This window comes from Streptomyces albiflavescens (assembly GCF_014645835.1).
GTDB classification, from domain to species: Bacteria; Actinomycetota; Actinomycetes; order Streptomycetales; family Streptomycetaceae; genus Streptomyces; species Streptomyces albiflavescens.
Genome location: NZ_BMMM01000003.1, coordinates 517,959 through 533,481, shown reverse-complemented (window position 1 = coordinate 533,481; position 15,523 = coordinate 517,959). Strand labels below are relative to the sequence as shown.

General features: G+C 70.9%; 15 protein-coding genes. 8 read left to right on the top strand and 7 right to left on the bottom strand.

What is annotated here, in order from left to right; all coding sequences use genetic code 11:
* Nucleotides 1-96: 96 nt before the first annotated feature.
* Nucleotides 97-2,499, bottom strand: a complete 2,403-nt coding sequence (locus tag IEY95_RS11805; protein ID WP_189185893.1) for a Tex family protein — start codon at nt 2,497-2,499, stop codon at nt 97-99.
* An 88-nt stretch (nt 2,500-2,587) separates the two neighbouring features.
* The gene (locus tag IEY95_RS11800; RefSeq protein WP_189185892.1) at nt 2,588-3,454 is read right to left on the bottom strand and encodes an SCO6745 family protein; all 867 of its coding nucleotides are present in this window, start codon (nt 3,452-3,454) and stop codon (nt 2,588-2,590) included.
* Between the two features lie 113 nt (nt 3,455-3,567).
* Here IEY95_RS11800 and IEY95_RS11795 point away from each other — a divergent pair, with 113 nt between their 5' ends.
* Nucleotides 3,568-4,521 (top strand): GlxA family transcriptional regulator, encoded by a 954-nt coding sequence (locus IEY95_RS11795; RefSeq protein WP_189185891.1) that lies wholly within the window; start codon nt 3,568-3,570, stop codon nt 4,519-4,521.
* 29 nt (nt 4,522-4,550) lie between these two features.
* Nucleotides 4,551-5,186, top strand: coding sequence for a DJ-1/PfpI family protein (locus IEY95_RS11790; RefSeq protein WP_189185890.1), 636 nt, complete (start codon nt 4,551-4,553; stop codon nt 5,184-5,186).
* 13 nt (nt 5,187-5,199) lie between these two features.
* Here IEY95_RS11790 and IEY95_RS11785 read toward each other — a convergent pair whose 3' ends face one another.
* On the bottom strand, nt 5,200-5,943 hold the full coding sequence (locus IEY95_RS11785) for an enoyl-CoA hydratase/isomerase family protein (RefSeq protein ID WP_189185889.1): 744 nt from the start codon (nt 5,941-5,943) through the stop codon (nt 5,200-5,202).
* Between the two features lie 65 nt (nt 5,944-6,008).
* On the opposite strand from IEY95_RS11785, the gene IEY95_RS11780 reads away from it, so the two are divergent.
* A complete protein-coding gene (locus IEY95_RS11780) occupies nt 6,009-6,617 on the top strand; it encodes an HdeD family acid-resistance protein (RefSeq protein ID WP_189185888.1) in 609 nt (202 codons plus the stop codon).
* Nucleotides 6,618-6,826: 209 nt separating this feature from the next.
* On the top strand, nt 6,827-7,333 hold the full coding sequence (locus tag IEY95_RS11775; RefSeq protein ID WP_189186023.1) for an ATP-binding protein: 507 nt from the start codon (nt 6,827-6,829) through the stop codon (nt 7,331-7,333).
* A gap of 11 nt (nt 7,334-7,344) precedes the next feature.
* Here IEY95_RS11775 and idi read toward each other — a convergent pair whose 3' ends face one another.
* The 4 genes from idi to galE form a co-directional block, all read right to left on the bottom strand.
* Nucleotides 7,345-7,938: an isopentenyl-diphosphate Delta-isomerase gene (idi, locus tag IEY95_RS11770; RefSeq protein WP_189185887.1), complete on the bottom strand. Its 594-nt coding sequence runs from the start codon at nt 7,936-7,938 to the stop codon at nt 7,345-7,347.
* Nucleotides 7,939-8,061: 123 nt separating this feature from the next.
* Nucleotides 8,062-8,592, bottom strand: coding sequence for a GNAT family N-acetyltransferase (locus IEY95_RS11765; protein ID WP_189185886.1), 531 nt, complete (start codon nt 8,590-8,592; stop codon nt 8,062-8,064).
* A 170-nt stretch (nt 8,593-8,762) separates the two neighbouring features.
* On the bottom strand, nt 8,763-9,701 hold the full coding sequence (locus IEY95_RS11760) for a cation diffusion facilitator family transporter (protein WP_189185885.1): 939 nt from the start codon (nt 9,699-9,701) through the stop codon (nt 8,763-8,765).
* A 134-nt stretch (nt 9,702-9,835) separates the two neighbouring features.
* On the bottom strand, nt 9,836-10,816 hold the full coding sequence (galE, locus tag IEY95_RS11755) for a UDP-glucose 4-epimerase GalE (protein WP_189185884.1): 981 nt from the start codon (nt 10,814-10,816) through the stop codon (nt 9,836-9,838).
* 349 nt (nt 10,817-11,165) lie between these two features.
* On the opposite strand from galE, the gene IEY95_RS11750 reads away from it, so the two are divergent.
* From IEY95_RS11750 to IEY95_RS11735, 4 genes are read left to right on the top strand one after another with little or no spacing between them, the layout of a single operon-like run.
* Complete coding sequence (locus IEY95_RS11750; protein ID WP_189186022.1) at nt 11,166-12,962, top strand: DUF5941 domain-containing protein; 1,797 nt, start codon at nt 11,166-11,168, stop codon at nt 12,960-12,962.
* On the top strand, nt 12,959-13,711 hold the full coding sequence (locus tag IEY95_RS11745) for a phosphocholine cytidylyltransferase family protein (RefSeq protein WP_189185883.1): 753 nt from the start codon (nt 12,959-12,961) through the stop codon (nt 13,709-13,711). Before IEY95_RS11750 ends, IEY95_RS11745 begins: the two co-directional genes overlap by 4 nt.
* On the top strand, nt 13,699-14,760 hold the full coding sequence (locus IEY95_RS11740; RefSeq protein WP_189185882.1) for an iron-containing alcohol dehydrogenase family protein: 1,062 nt from the start codon (nt 13,699-13,701) through the stop codon (nt 14,758-14,760). Before IEY95_RS11745 ends, IEY95_RS11740 begins: the two co-directional genes overlap by 13 nt.
* Nucleotides 14,738-15,517 carry a CDP-alcohol phosphatidyltransferase family protein gene (locus tag IEY95_RS11735; protein WP_189185881.1) on the top strand — a complete coding sequence of 260 codons (780 nt, stop codon included), beginning with the start codon at nt 14,738-14,740 and terminating at the stop codon, nt 15,515-15,517. The genes IEY95_RS11740 and IEY95_RS11735 overlap by 23 nt, the downstream gene beginning before the upstream one ends.
* Nucleotides 15,518-15,523 lie beyond the last annotated feature (6 nt).

Genomic DNA, 15,523 nt, shown 5'->3' with positions numbered 1-15,523 from the left:
CGGCACCCTGCAAGCGCCGGTAAGCGCACCCACCCCAAGTTCGGCCCCGGAGCCGGGCGCCCTGTCACCAGGGCCCCGGCACCGGACGCCAGAGCGTCAGCCCCGCCCCCGCTTGGGGTCCACCAACCCGGCCCGCCGGAGCGCATCCGCCATGGCACTGTTCGCCGGCGGCGGCGCGGCCTGCCGCGAACCGCCCCCGGCGCCCCCGCGCCCTTGGCGTTGCTGCTGGCCCCGTTGCTGCTGGCCCCGCTGCTGCGGCGGACGCCCCCCACGCTGGGGCCGCCCCCCGCCCTGCTGCTCCCCCTGAGGCGCGGCCTCGTCATCGAGCCGCAGCGTCAGCGAAATCCGCTTCCGCGGAATGTCGATGTCCAGCACCTTCACCTTGACGATGTCCCCGGGCTTCACCACGTCCCGCGGATCCTTGACGAAGGTCTTGGACATCGCGGAGACATGCACAAGCCCGTCCTGGTGAACGCCGACGTCCACGAAGGCCCCGAACGCGGCGACATTCGTGACGACCCCCTCCAGCACCATCCCGGAGGCCAGGTCGGAGATCTTCTCGACGCCCTCCTTGAAGGTGGCCGTCTTGAAAGCGGGCCGCGGGTCGCGCCCGGGCTTCTCCAGCTCCCTCAGGATGTCCGTGACGGTCGGCAGACCGAACGTCTCGTCGACGAACTCGTCCGGCCGCAGCGAGCGCAGCACACCCGTGTTGCCGATCAGCGAGGCGACCTCACTCCCCGCCGTCTTCACCATCCGCCGCACCACGGGGTACGCCTCGGGGTGCACGCTGGACGCGTCCAGCGGGTCATCGCCGCCCCGGATCCGCAGGAAGCCCGCGCACTGCTCGTACGCCTTCGGGCCGAGCCGGGCCACGCTCTTGAGGGCCGTCCGCGACCGGAAGGGCCCGTTCGCGTCGCGGTGCGCCACGATGTTCTCCGCGAGCCCGGAGGTGATCCCGGAGACCCGGGCCAGCAGCGGCGCCGACGCCGTGTTCACGTCCACGCCCACGCCGTTCACACAGTCCTCGACCACCGCGTCCAGCGACCGGGACAGCTTCACCTCGGACAGGTCGTGCTGGTACTGCCCGACGCCGATGGACTTCGGGTCGATCTTGACCAGCTCGGCGAGCGGGTCCTGGAGCCGGCGCGCGATGGAGACGGCGCCACGCAGCGACACGTCCATGTCGGGCAGCTCCTGCGAGGCGAACGCGGACGCCGAGTACACGGACGCCCCCGCCTCGGAGACCATCACCTTGGTGAGCTTCAGCTCGGGGTGCTTGGTGATGAGTTCACCGGCGAGCTTGTCCGTCTCGCGGGACGCCGTGCCGTTGCCGATGGCGATCAGCTCGACCTCGTGCTCCTTGGCGAGCCGCGCGAGCTTGGCGATCGCCTCGTCCCACTTGTTGGCCGGGACGTGCGGGTAGATGACGTCCGTCGCGACGACCTTGCCGGTCGCGTCGACCACGGCGACCTTCACACCGGTACGGAATCCGGGGTCCAGGCCCAGCGTCGCGCGGGTGCCCGCCGGAGCGGCGAGCAGCAGGTCGCGCAGGTTGGCCGCGAAGACGTTCACCGCCTCGTCCTCGGCCGCCGTCCGCAGCCGCAGCCGCAGATCGATGCCGAGGTGCACGAGAATCCGGGTCCGCCAGGCCCAACGGACGGTGTCGGTGAGCCACTTGTCGGCAGGGCGGCCGCGGTCGGCGATGGCGAACCGGTGGGCGACGATCCCCTCGTACGAGGACGGCCCCGGCTGCTCGGAAGGCTCCTCGGGCTCCAGGACGAGGTCGAGGACCTCCTCCTTCTCGCCGCGCAGCATGGCGAGGATGCGGTGCGAGGGCAGTTCCTTGAAGGGCTCGGCGAAGTCGAAGTAGTCAGCGAACTTGGCGCCCGCCTCCTCCTTGCCGTCCCGCACCTTGGCGGCGAGTCGCCCCCGCACCCACATGCGCTCGCGCAGCTCGCCGATCAGGTCGGCGTCCTCCGAGAACCGCTCGGTGAGGATCGACCGGGCGCCGTCCAGAGCGGCCTGCGGATCGGCGACACCCTTGTCGGCGTCGACGAAGGCCGCCGCCGCGGCGAGCGGGTCGACCGACGGGTCGCCGAGCAGGCCCTCGGCCAGCGGCTCCAGGCCCGCCTCGCGCGCGATCTGCGCCTTCGTGCGCCGCTTCGGCTTGAACGGCAGATAGATGTCCTCGAGACGCGCCTTCGTCTCGGCGCCCCTGATCTGTGCCTCGACCTCGGCGGTGAGCTTGCCCTGCTCGCGCACCGAGTCGAGGATCGCGGCGCGCCGCTCCTCCAGCTCCCGCAGATAGCGCAGCCGCTCCTCGATGGTGCGCAGCTGCGCATCGTCGAGCATCTCGGTCGCTTCCTTGCGGTAGCGGGCGATGAAGGGCACCGTCGAACCGCCGTCGAGCAAGTCGACGGCGGCCTTGACCTGCCGCTCCCGTACGCCGAGCTCCTCGGCGATCCTGCCTTCGATGGACCCTACGAGGGGTGTCGTCACGATCCCGTACCGCCTTCTCCACTGAGGTTGCGCGGCAATTGTGGCAGGTGGCACCGACAACGGGGGATCAGGGCACCGATCGGCCGTGTCAACCCTTGCCGGTCATGCCCTCGGGGAACGCGCCGGCGGCGAGCGCCGTCATGAGGACGCCCTTGGCCAGCTCGGTGAGCCGTTCGACGCCTGCGGCGCCCAGATGCTCGTACGGGGCGCGGTCCAGCCGGTCCGTCCGTGCCTCGATCTCGCTGCGCAGGGCCACACCCGCCTCGGTCAACTCGCCCTCGGCGTCGAGCAGTCCGCGCTCCCGCAGCCGCGCGACCGCCGCCTCCCAGTGCTCCCGGGACCAGCCGCGCGTGCCCAGCGCCCACTTCGGGGCCATGCCCTTGCCGGTCGCGGTGTGGCTCACCAGGGCCTCCACCGGGTCGAGTTCCACGTCGAGCAGCACCGCGAGGTGGCCGTCGCCGCGGTGCTCACGCAGCAGGGTGGCCGCGTGCCAGAGCGCGAGATGCGGCGCGTCGGGCACCGGCAGGTCCGCGTGGGCGGCATACAGCGGTCGCGCGGTCCTGGTGCAGGCCTCGGCCGCGCGCAGCGCGAGTTCCGCCGCCTCGGCCACCTCCTTGGAGCCGATGAGGTCCTCGCCGAGCAGCCGGCGCAGCGTCGCGTCGACGGCACGCGCGCGTGCCGCGAGCACGGCCTCCGGGGAGGCCGCCCGCCACACCTCGGGTACGTGCTTCGCCACCAGCTCGTGGCGGAAGTTGTAGAACGTCGCGGTCACCGTGCCCGGGCCCACCGCGCCCATCGCCGCGGCCCGGACGGCGAAGTACGCGGCCCTGCTGTCCTCGATCCCGACCGCGGCGAGCTCCCGCCCCAGATCGGGCGAGAAGTAGTGCGTCGAGTGCAGCGGGTTGAGGACGTTGTGGCAGCGCCGCCCGGCGCGCTCCGGCAGTGGAGTGGTCATGCCCGGCACATTACCGACTGGTCGGTACGCAGGGAACGGCGCAGTCGGGGATGGCAGGAAAGGAGGGGTGCCCGTCATTGCGGCCATCACCCCGGAAGCCAAGAATCAAAGACATGCGAACCGTCCTGGTCGTCCTCTTCGACGCCGTGCAGAGCCTCGATGTCACAGGCCCTGTGGAAGTCTTCGCCGGCGCCGAGAACTACCGCGACGGTTCGTACCGCATCCGCACCGCCTCCCCGGACGGCACACCGGTGCGTACGTCCAGCGGCCTCGCCCTCGTCCCGGACCACTCGTTCGCCGACGCGCCCGCCCCGCACACCCTGCTGGTCCCGGGCGGTGCCGGCACCCGCCGCCCCGACCCCCGTGTGACCGACTGGCTGCGCGAGCACGGTCCGCGCGCCGAGCGCCTGGTCTCCGTCTGCACCGGTGCCCTCCTGCTCGCCGGAGCCGGCCTCCTGGACGGTCGTCGCGCCACGACCCACTGGGCCTACTGCGACAAGCTCGCCCGCGATCACCCGGCGATCCAGGTCGACCCGGACCCCATCTACGTCCGCGACGGCCAGGTGTTCACCTCGGCCGGCGTCACCTCGGGAATCGACCTGGCCCTGGCGCTCGTCGAGGAGGACCTGGGGCGCGACGCCGCCCTCGCCATCGCCCGTCACCTGGTCGTCTTCCTCAGGCGCCCGGGCAACCAGGCCCAGTTCAGCGCCCAACTGGCCGCCCAGACCGCGCAGCGCGAACCGCTGCGCGAGGTCCAGCAATGGATCACCGAGCACCCCGACGACGACCTGAGTGTCGAGTCGCTCTCCGCCCGTGCCCGCCTCTCGCCCCGGCACTTCGCCCGCGCCTTCCGGACCGAGACCGGCATGACTCCCGGCCGGTACGTCGAGCGGGTCCGCCTCGAACACGCCCGGCGCCTCCTGGAGGACACCGCCGACGGCATCGAGGAGATCTCCCGTGCGGCCGGCTACGGCACGCCCGAGGCGATGCGCCGCGCCTTCGTGAAGACCCTCGGCTCGGCACCTGCCGAGTACCGCCGCCGTTTCCGGCCGGCGCCGACCCATTGACCGGCGCCGACCCATGGAAAGGAACCCCGATGCAGATCGCCATCGTCCTCTACGACCGCTTCACCGCCCTGGACGCCGTCGGCCCGTACGAGACACTCGGCCGTGTGCCCGACGCGGAGACCGTCTTCGTCGCCGAGCGCACCGGCCCCGTCCGTACCGATACCGGCAACCTGGCACTGATGGCCGACAAGGCCTTCGCCGAGGTACCGCACCCGGACGTCGTGGTGGTCCCGGGCGGCCCGGGACAGTTCGCCCTGATGGAGGACGAGGTCCTCCTCGACTGGCTGCGGGCCGCCGACGAGACCAGTACCTGGACGACTTCGGTGTGCACCGGTTCGCTGCTGCTCGCCGCCGCGGGGCTCCTCGACGGCCGCCGTGCCACCTCCCACTGGCTGGCCCTCGACCTCCTCAGGGAATACGGTGCCCAGCCCACCGGGCAGCGGGTCGTGTTCGACGGAAAGTACGTGACCGCGGCCGGCGTCTCGTCCGGAATCGACATGGGGCTCGCCCTGCTCGGGCGGATCGCGGGTGACGAACACGCCCAGGCCGTACAACTGCTGACCGAGTACGACCCGCAGCCGCCCTACGACGCCGGCTCACCGGAGAAGGCGCCCGCGCACCTCGTCGAGGAGTTCCGCACGAAGAGCCGTTTCATCCTGACGTAGTCCCGCCGCACGCTCACGGCATCCATGTGAAGCGCGGCTGCCGGCGCTCCAGGAAGGCGGCGACCCCCTCCGCGGTGTCGCCGCTGCCCCGCGCCTGCTCCGCCCAGTGCGCGTCCCGGTCCGTGCGCCCGTTCGCGAACTCCTTGGCCGCCGCCTGGGTCAGCAGCGAGCGCGAGGTCAGTACACGCGTGAACTCCGCGACGCGCTTGTCGAGCGCGGCCACGGGCAGCACCTCGTCGACCAGACCCGTGCGCAGCGCCCGCTCCGCGTCGATCAACTCGCCCGAGAACAGCAGGTACTTGGCGGTGGCAGGCCCCACCAGCGACATCAGCCGCCGGGTGGAGGAGGCCGGGTAGACGATCCCCAGCTTCGCCGGGGTCACCCCGAACAGCGCCCCCTCCTCCGCGAACCGCAGATCGCAGGCCGCCGCGAGCTGGGACCCGCCGCCCACGCAGTACCCGCGAATCGCGGCCAGAGTCGGCTTCGGGAACGCGGCGAGCGCTTCCTCGGCGAGCACGGCGAGGCCCTGTGCCTCGTCCGGGGAGCCCCGCAGCGTCGAGATGTCGGCCCCGGCACAGAACGTCTCGCCCTCGCCGGTGAGCACCAGCGCGTGTACATCGGCGTCGGCGGTCAACTCGTCGAGCAGGGGCGGCAGCGCCCTCCACATGTCCGCCGTCATGGCGTTGCGCTTGGCCGGGTGGCGGATGACGACGGTGGCGACCCCGTCGCCGACACGGTGCGACAGCTGCGGTTCCATACGCCGGATGCTAGCGGCATCCACCGAACGTACGATCAAGGAGGGGCAGGCGCGAGGAGGCGCCGATGGCCACATCGCGGAAGGCCCGGTCCAGGGGCGAAACCGCCAAGCTCGCCCGTAGTTTCGGCTGGCTCGCGGCGCTCGGCGTGATCCTTGTGCTCGCGGGGCTCGTCGGGCTCGTCTACACCGCGGCCGCCACCCTGACGTCGATGATCCTCTTCGGGTGGCTCCTGCTGATCGGCGGCGCGGTCGGCCTGCTGCACGCGATCCAGGCGCGCGGCACCACCTACTTCTGGCTCGGCCTCGCGGTCGCCGCCCTGAACCTCGCGGCCGGCGTGGTCGTCATCCGCCGACCGGACGCGGCCGCCGAGGCACTGACGATGTTCGCCGCACTGCTGTTCCTGACCGGCGGGGTGTTCCGTCTGGTCGGCAGCATCGTCGTGCGAGGCCCCCAGTTCGGCTGGACGCTCGTCCAGGGCGCCTTCGACCTGCTGCTCGGCATCCTGGTCCTCGCTTCCTGGCCGAGCAGCAGCAAGTACGTCATCGGCGCCTTCTTCTCGCTCGCGCTGCTCTTCGACGGCCTGGGCCTGATCGCGGCGGGATACGGCGGGCGGAGTGTCGTGGGCATGGTCTCGGAGCGCCTCTCGGACGGCGGGAGAGCGAGGAACGAATAGGGCGAGCCAGGCCTCGAACCCGTACAACCCGAATAGTTCCGAAGTCCGCATAACAGGGACAGGAGCAGTCTCACAACTGACCGTGTCATACGCCAATGATCAGAAGCTGTCGAAAACCGCTTACTTCTGTTCAGTCATCCGGTACGGACCAGCGCAGTACCAACACTCGACGTGTGGTGACAATCGAGCGCAAGGGTGGCGACCGGACGATGGAGAATCTCGGGCGGGGGTCCGACCCGAGCCCTGAAGGCGGTGGATACGCGGCTCCCGAGCGGAGACCGCCGGGCCCACTGCCGTACGAGGGGGTGTGGCGGTTCACCGCTCCCGCCATCGACGCCTCCGTGCCGCAGGCGCGGCACGCCGTCCGTGATCTGCTGGTCCGCCAGGGGGTGCCGGTCTCGGACGACCTGGTCCAGGGGCTTCTGCTGATCGTCTCCGAACTGGTCACGAACGCGGTCCGGCACGCGGCTCTGCTGTCCCCCATGCTCGCCGTGGAGGTCGCCGTCGGCGCCGAGTGGGTGCGCGTCTCCGTGGAGGACAACCACCCCTACCGCCCGACCGCCCTGGAGGCCGACCACGGGCAGACCGGCGGCCGGGGGCTCCTGCTGGTGCGTGAGGTCACCCGGGAGTCGGGCGGAGTGTGCGACGTCGAGCACACCGCGAGCGGCGGCAAGGTGATCTGGGCCGCCCTGCCGCTCACTCCGAGCATCGTGTAGCGGGACGGCCGTCACCAGCCCGCGGACGGGCCCGTCAGCTCCCTGATCGCCGGACGGGCCGCGTCCAGCACCGTCATGAACCACGACGAGAAGGTGTCCTTCACGTGCCGCTCCGCCAGCTCGGCGGCGGTGACGAAGGCCGTCGAACCGACCTCCTCCGGGTCGGGGCGCAGCGGCGACTGCACCATCCCGACGAAGAGGTGGTTGTACTCCTGCTCCACCAGGCCCGAGTCCGGGTCCGGGTGGTTGTAGCGGACCGTGCCCGCCTCGGCGAGCAGCGAGGGAGAGACCCCGAGCTCCTCGTACGTCCGCCGGGCCGCCGCCGCGAAGGGCGCCTCGCCCGGGTAGGGGTGACCGCAGCAGGTGTTCGACCAGACGCCGGGGGAGTGGTACTTGCCGAGTGCACGCTGCTGCAGCAGCAGTCGGCCGCGCTCGTCGAAGAGGAACACGGAGAACGCGCGGTGCAACTGCCCGGGCGCCTGATGGGCGGCCAGCTTCTCCGCCGTGCCGATCGTGTTGCCGTCCTCGTCGACCAGCTCCAGCAAGATCGCTTCAACGGTGCCGTTCGACGAACTGTGCGTCGCGGTGGCAGGTGTGATCGGCATACCCATCCTTCGCATCGGTCTTCGAACCCCAAGTCTGCCGTACGAAACCGGCACTCCCGGCACTTCGCGGCTCCCGCATGTCCCGCCCCGAAAGCCCGGAGCGGGACGTGCGGCCGACGTGCGTCAGACCCCGAAAGCGGCCGGATACCTGATCGTGCCCGGTGCCACCGACGAGGAATCGTCCAGGACAAGGGCCATCAGGTGTTCGGGCGGCACGTCGAATCCGGGACGGATGCCGTACTCCGCAGCGGGCAGGAAACCGAACCTCGGGTAGTACCCGGGATGCCCGAGTACGAGGACGAGCCGCTCCCCACGCGCGCGTGCCGCCTCCAGCACCGCGCGTACGACGGCCGATCCGGCTCCCCTGCGCTGATGCTCCGGCCGTACGGCGACGGGGGCCGGCGCGGCGGCGCAGGCGCCGTCGACATGGCACCGGGTGATCAGTGCGTACGCCGCGATCGTGCCGTCGGGCGCCTCGGCGACGTACGACAGGCCCGGGAGCCAGGCATCCGGGTCGGCGCGCAGCGCGTCCACCAGATCGGCCTCCTCCGCCCTCTGGAAGGCGGTGGCGTTCACGGTGTGCACCTCCGCGTGGTCGGCGGAGGTTTCCTGGCGGGTGTGCCAGGCGGTGGTGTGTTCAGCGTTGTCGGTCAACGTGGAAACCCTTGGGTGAAGGGCCCGGCCGACACGTCGGGTCAGCCGCGGGCCCGGAGGACGGGGACGGTCGTGTCGCTGCGCACAGCAGCGCCGAACGCGACAGTCACCAACCCACCTCCTCGGATCGCCGCCCACGCCGGCAGCGGGGACGACGGTCGCGCCCCCGATCAATGGCAGAGTTTCGCCTCGTGCTCCGCGTGCCCGCTCGGCTCCAACTGGAAGGTGCAGTGCTCGACATCGAAGTGGACGCCGAGGCAGCCCTGGAGCTCGTGGAGCATCTTCTCGTGACCGATCGCGTTCAGGACGTCGGAGCTGACCACCACATGGACGGAGAGCACCGGCATGCCGGACGTGATCGTCCAGGCGTGCAGGTCGTGTATGTCCTCGACGCCGGGCAGCGCCAGGATGTGTGCCCGCACCTCGGCCATGTCCACGTTCTTGGGGGCGGCCTCCAGGAGGACGTTGAGCGTCTCCTGGAGCAGTTTCCAGGTGCGGGGGACGATCATGAGGCTGATCAGGATCGACGCGATCGGGTCGGCGGCCTGCCAGCCCGTGGTCATGATCACCGCGGCGGCGATGATGACCGCCACCGAACCCAGCGCGTCCGCCACCACCTCCAGGAAGGCGCCACGCACGTTCAGGCTGTCCTTCTGGCCACGCATGAGCAGTACGAGCGAGATCGTGTTCGCGACCAGACCGATGAGACCGAACACGATCGTCTGGCCGCCATGGGTGTCGGCCGGGGTCACAAACCGCTGGATCGCCTCGTAGAGCACATAGCCGCCGACGCAGAGCAGCAGCAGACAGTTGGCCAGCGCGGCGAGGATCTCGGCCCGTGCGTACCCGAAGGTGCGGGTCTCGCTCGGCGGGCGGGCCGCGAAATGGATCGCGAGCAACGCCATGCCCAGGCCCAGCGCGTCCGTCGCCATGTGCGCCGCGTCCGCGATGAGCGCCAGCGAATCGGCGACGAGACCGCCGACGATCTCGACCACCATGACGGTGAGCGTGATCGACAGTGCGACGCGCAGCCTCCCGCGGTAGGCCGCCGTCGCCGTACCGGTGGCCGGCGCACCGTGCGCATGCCCGTGGTCGTGCCCAGCCCCCATGGAAGCCGCCTCCTGTCATCCGCTCGGGATCACAGTGAACTACGGGCGGGGAGCATCAGGCAACGCGGCACTGAACACCGTTGTCATATGCTCTGACCTGCGGAAACGATGCGCAGGTCAGAGCGTTGACAAGATCAATCGGCCTGCGTCCCGCTATGGCGCAGCAGCCAGCCCTCCCACGCCGACTCGACCATCTCGCGCACGTCGCGCCGCGCGCTCCAGTTCAGCTCCTTCGCGGCCAGCGCGGCCGAGGCGACCGCCCGCGGGGCGTCACCGGGGCGGCGCGGCTCGACGACCGGCTCCCGGGTGTCCCCGCTGACCTCGCCGATGAGCGTGAGGAGTTCACGGACCGAAACGCCTTCGCCGCGGCCGATGTTCACGGTCAGATCGCCCGTCGCGCCGTCGGCCAGCCGCCGGGCCGCCGCGAGGTGCGCCTCGGCGAGGTCGGCGACGTGGATGTAGTCACGGACGCACGTGCCGTCCGGTGTCGGATAGTCGTCCCCGAAGATCCGCGGGGCCTCGTCGTGTGTCAGGCGCTCGAAGACCATCGGGATCACGTTGAACACGCCGGTGTCGGCCAGCTCCGGCGCGGCCGCGCCGGCCACATTGAAGTAGCGCAGGCACACCGTCGCGATGCCGTGGGTCCGCCCGGCCGCCCGCACCAGCCACTCCCCGGCGAGCTTCGTCTCGCCGTACGGGCTCATCGGGGCGCAAGGGGTGTCCTCCGTGATGAGGTCCACATCGGGGTTGCCGTAGACGGCCGCCGACGAGGAGAAGAGGAACCGCTCGACGCCCGCCGCGGCGGCCGCCTCCAGGAGCGTCGCGAGACCGCCCACGTTCTCCCGGTAGTAGCGCGTCGGCTCGGCCACGGACTCACCGACCTGCTTGCGCGCCGCGAGATGCACCACACCCGTCACCGCGTGCTCCGCGAAGACCCGCTTGAGCAGATCCCCGTCCAGCGACGAGCCCCGCACCAGCGGAATGCTCTCCGGAAGCCGGTTCGGCACCCCCGACGAGAGGTCGTCCAGGGCGACGACGCGTTCCCCGGCCTCCGCCATCGCCCGCGCCACGTGGGCCCCGATGTATCCGGCTCCGCCTGTGATCAGCCATGTCATGGAGGCCCACCCTATGCCGGTCCTGCACGGTGTCCGTCCTGCCCTGTTCCGGGCCGTCCTTCCGGTGCCCGCCGTGCCCCGCTCCGGGCGGTGCGCCGGGTGCCGTGTGCCATGCCGAGAATGCGCCGGTCTGGGAGCGCGGTTTGTGGCACGGGCCCCGGATCCCTGATGATGATCGCGGCGGAGGCCATGCAAAACCAGGTGGATCGGGCCATGAACGGGTGGTGAACGCCCGCTTCCATTCATCCGATAACCTCTGCCGACATGCCGCCCGGCCGCCATAGGCGCGGGGCCGTCCCATCACGCACTTGACCGGCTCGGACGCGCCGGCACCCAGGGAGTGAGTTCGCTGTCGACCGCCATCCTCACCGGCCAGCCGGTCCCCGGATCGTCGCTTGAGGGCGATCTGGGGTCGCTCGGCTTCGACGTGCGGTTCGCCTCCGACGCGGGCGAGGCCGAGGCCCTGCTGGCCGCCGTCCCGGCGGACCAGCGGGTCGCCATCGTCGACGCCCGCTTCGTGGGCCACCCACACGCGCTGCGCCTCGGCCTCACGGACCCCCGGTTCGCGGCCTCCGCGCTGCCCGGTGCCATATCCGTGCAGCCCGAGGCCCGCCGGGCGCTGACCCGGGCTGTGGCCCGCGAGAGTTCCGCCTCCGGGGGGCTCGCCGTCGCCACGGAAAACCTCGCCGAGCGCCTCACGGCCGCCCTCGACGCCGACGGCGTCGCCGTGCACCAGCCCGAGCTCGGCACGCTCGTCGCCGCCGTCCCCAGCGACCCGCAGGAGCGCAACGAGGCCCGCCAGGCCGTCTTTGCCGTGGACGACGAGGCCGTACGCCTGCGCAGCGCCGTGAAGGCCCGCGACGGCTTCTTCACCACCTACTGCATCAGCCCGTACTCGCGCTACATCGCCCGCTGGTGCGCGCGCCGCGGTCTCACCCCGAACCAGGTGACGACCGCCTCACTCCTCACCGCGCTCATCGCCGCGGGCTGCGCCGCCACCGGCACCCGCGTCGGCTTCGTCGCGGCCGGCCTGCTGCTCCTGTTCTCCTTCGTCCTCGACTGCACGGACGGCCAGCTCGCCCGCTACTCCCTGCAGTACTCGACGCTCGGCGCCTGGCTCGACGCGACCTTCGACCGCGCCAAGGAGTACGCCTACTACGCGGGCCTCGCGCTCGGAGCGGCCCGCGGCGGCGACGACGTCTGGGCGCTCGCCCTCGGGGCGATGATCCTGCAGACCTGCCGGCACGTCGTCGACTTCTCCTTCAACGAGGCGAACCACGACGCCACCGCCAACACCAGCCCCACCGCGGCCCTCTCGGACAAGCTCGACAGCGTCGGCTGGACGGTCTGGGTGCGCCGGATGATAGTGCTGCCCATCGGCGAGCGCTGGGCGATGATCGCCGTGCTCACGGCGCTCACCACCCCCCGCATCACCTTCTACGCGCTGCTCATCGGCTGCGCCTTCGCGGCGACGTACACCACGGCGGGCCGCGTACTGCGCTCGCTGACCCGCAAGGCCCGCCGCACCGACCGTGCCGCCACCGCCCTCGCCGACCTCACCGACTCCGGCCCGCTCGCCGAGTTCCTGACCCGCTTCACGCGGGGCGTCGTGAGCCGCGGCCCTGCGGCCGTCGCCTTCGTCGCCGGGGCCCTCGTGGTGCTCGGCGCGGCGCTCGCCCCGTACGGCAGCTGGTGGCCCGTTCTGGGTGCCGTGATCTACGTACTCCTGTCGCCCGTGGCCCTCGCGCGGCCCCTCAAGGGCGCCCTCGACTGGCTCGTCCCGCCGTTCTTCCGCGCCGCCGAGTACGGCACCGTTCTGGTACTGGCCGCCAAAGCCGATGTGAACGGAGCACTTCCCGCGGCTTTCGGTCTGGTGGCCGCGGTCGCCTACCATCACTACGACACGGTGTACCGCATCCGCGGCAACGCCGGAGCCCCCCCGCACTGGCTGGTGCGGGCGATCGGCGGGCACGAAGGCAGGACGCTGCTGGTCACCGTCCTTGCCGCGCTGCTCACCGCCACACAGTTCAAGGTCGCGCTCACGGTGCTCGCTGTGGCTGTGGCCCTGTTGGTGCTCGTCGAGAGCATCCGCTTCTGGGTGTCCTCGGGGGCACCCGCCGTACACGATGAAGGAGAACCCGCATGATCGGCCTCGTGCTGGCAGCCGGCGCCGGACGGCGTCTTCGTCCCTACACCGACAGCCTTCCCAAGGCTCTCGTGCCGGTTGGTCCTGCGGGCATAGAGGACAGCATCACGGTCCTCGACCTCACCCTCGGCAACTTCGCCGAGATCGGTCTGACCGAGGTCGGCATCATCGTCGGCTACCGCAAGGAAGCCGTGTACGAGCGGCAGGCGGCCCTCGAGGAGAAGTACGGCCTCAAGCTCACCCTCATCGACAACGACAAGGCCGAGGAGTGGAACAACGCCTACTCCCTGTGGTGCGGCCGTGACGCCCTCAAGGACGGTGTGATCCTCGCCAACGGCGACACCGTGCACCCGGTCTCCGTGGAGCACACGCTGCTCGCCGCCCGCGGCGACGGCAAGAAGATCATCCTCGCCCTCGACACGGTGAAGAACCTCGCCGACGAGGAGATGAAGGTCGTCGTGGACCCCGACAAGGGCGTCCGGAAGATCACCAAGCTCATGGAGCCGTCCGAGGCCACCGGTGAGTACATCGGTGTCACCCTCATCGAGGGCGAGGCCGCCGCCGAGCTGGCCGACGCCCTGAAGACGGTGTGGGAGAAGGACCCGCAGCAGTTCTACGAGCACGGCTACCAGGAGCTCGTCAACCGCGGCTTCAAGATCGATGTCGCGCCGATCGGCGACGTCAAGTGGGTCGAGATCGACAACCACGACGACCTCGCCAAGGGACGTGAGATCGCGTGCCAGTACTGACGAGGCTCATCCCCTCGCCGGTCGTCGTCGACATCCGCCCTGGTGCCCTCGACGATCTGGCGAGCGTGCTCTCCGACGAGCGCATCTCACACTCGGGCAAGCTCGCCGTCGCGGTGAGCAGCGGCTCCGGCGCCAAGCTGCGCGAGCGGATCGCCCCGGCTCTGCCCGGCGCCACCTGGTACGAGGTCGGCGGCGGCACTCTCGACGACGCGATCCGGCTGGCCGGTGCCATGAGGGCAGGGCACTACGACGCGGTCGTGGGCCTGGGCGGCGGCAAGATCATCGACTGCGCGAAGTTCGCCGCGGCGCGTGTCGGCCTCCCGCTGGTCGCGGTTCCCACGAACCTCGCCCACGACGGCCTGTGCTCACCCGTCGCGACCCTCGACAACGACGCGGGCCGCGGCTCGTACGGTGTGCCGAACCCGATCGCGGTCGTCATCGACCTCGATGTGATCCGCGAGGCCCCCGCACGGTTCGTGCGTTCCGGCATCGGCGACGCCGTCTCCAACATCTCCGCGATCGCGGACTGGGAGCTGGCCAACCGCGTCAACGGCGAGAAGATCGACGGACTCGCGGCCGCCGTGGCGCGTCAGGCCGGTGAGGCCGTATTGCGGCACCCGGGCGGCATTGGCGACAACGACTTCCTTCAGGTGCTCGCCGAGGCGCTGGTCCTCAGCGGTATCGCCATGTCGGTGTCGGGCGACTCGCGTCCCTCGTCGGGCGCCTGCCACGAGATCAACCACGCCTTCGACCTCCTCTTCCCCCAGCGCGCGGCGAGCCACGGCGAGCAGTGCGGTCTGGGCGCGGCCTTCGCGATGTTTCTGCGGGGGGCGCACGAGGAGTCGGCGTACATGGCCGAGGTGCTGCACCGGCACGGGCTGCCGGTGCTGCCGGAGGAGATCGGCTTCACCGTGGACGAGTTCGTGCAGGTCGTGGAGTTCGCTCCGCAGACCCGGCCCGGCCGCTACACGATCCTCGAACACCTCGACCTGAAACCCAACCAGATCAAGGACATCTACTCCGACTATGCCAAGGCCATCGGTAGCTGAACTCCGCCCCGTCGTTCACCCCGCTGGGGTGAAGGACCGGCGCAGCGGTGAGCACTGGGCGGGACGCCTGTACATGCGAGAGATCTCGCTGCGCTGCGACCGCTACCTGGTGAACACCAGGATCACGCCCAACCAGCTCACGTACCTGATGACCGTCTGTGGCGTGCTCGCGGCCCCGGCCCTGCTGGTTCCGGGGATCGCGGGCGCGGTGCTCGGCGTCGTGATGGTCCAGCTGTACCTGCTGCTGGACTGCGTCGACGGTGAGATCGCCCGCTGGAAGAAGCAGTACTCGCTCGGCGGGGTCTACCTGGACCGGGTCGGCGCCTATCTGACCGACGCGGCGGTGCTCGTCGGCTTCGGCCTGCGCGCCGCCGATCTGTGGGGCTCCGGGCGGATCGACTGGCTCTGGGCGTTCCTCGGCACGCTGGCCGCGCTCGGCGCGATCCTGATCAAGGCCGAGACCGATCTCGTCGGCGTCGCCCGGCACCAGGGCGGGCTGCCGCCGGTCAAGGAGGCGGCGTCCGAGCCGCGCTCGTCCGGCATGGCGCTGGCCCGCAAGGCTGCCTCGGCGCTGAAGTTCCACCGGCTGGTGCTGGGGATCGAGGCGTCCCTGCTGATCCTGGTCCTGGCGGTCCTGGACCAGGTGCGCGGCGACCTGTTCTTCTCCCGGCTCGGCGTCGCGGTGCTGGCCGGCATCGCGCTGCTGCAGACGCTGCTGCACCTCGTGTCCATCCTCGCCTCGAGCAGGCTGAAGTGAGCGCCC

Bases quoted from the DNA above. Each gene is read 5' to 3' on its own strand.
- IEY95_RS11745 (WP_189185883.1), top strand. From the start codon at position 12,959: ATGATCGGCCTCGTGCTGGCAGCCGGCGCCGGACGGCGTCTTCGTCCC.
- IEY95_RS11775 (WP_189186023.1), top strand. From the start codon at position 6,827: ATGGAGAATCTCGGGCGGGGGTCCGACCCGAGCCCTGAAGGCGGTGGA.
- IEY95_RS11760 (WP_189185885.1), bottom strand. From the start codon at position 9,701: ATGGGGGCTGGGCACGACCACGGGCATGCGCACGGTGCGCCGGCCACC.
- IEY95_RS11795 (WP_189185891.1), top strand. From the start codon at position 3,568: ATGCGAACCGTCCTGGTCGTCCTCTTCGACGCCGTGCAGAGCCTCGAT.
- idi (WP_189185887.1), bottom strand. From the start codon at position 7,938: ATGCCGATCACACCTGCCACCGCGACGCACAGTTCGTCGAACGGCACC.
- galE (WP_189185884.1), bottom strand. From the start codon at position 10,816: ATGACATGGCTGATCACAGGCGGAGCCGGATACATCGGGGCCCACGTG.
- IEY95_RS11785 (WP_189185889.1), bottom strand. From the start codon at position 5,943: ATGGAACCGCAGCTGTCGCACCGTGTCGGCGACGGGGTCGCCACCGTC.
- IEY95_RS11800 (WP_189185892.1), bottom strand. From the start codon at position 3,454: ATGACCACTCCACTGCCGGAGCGCGCCGGGCGGCGCTGCCACAACGTC.
- IEY95_RS11735 (WP_189185881.1), top strand. From the start codon at position 14,738: ATGCCAAGGCCATCGGTAGCTGAACTCCGCCCCGTCGTTCACCCCGCT.
- IEY95_RS11790 (WP_189185890.1), top strand. From the start codon at position 4,551: ATGCAGATCGCCATCGTCCTCTACGACCGCTTCACCGCCCTGGACGCC.
- IEY95_RS11780 (WP_189185888.1), top strand. From the start codon at position 6,009: ATGGCCACATCGCGGAAGGCCCGGTCCAGGGGCGAAACCGCCAAGCTC.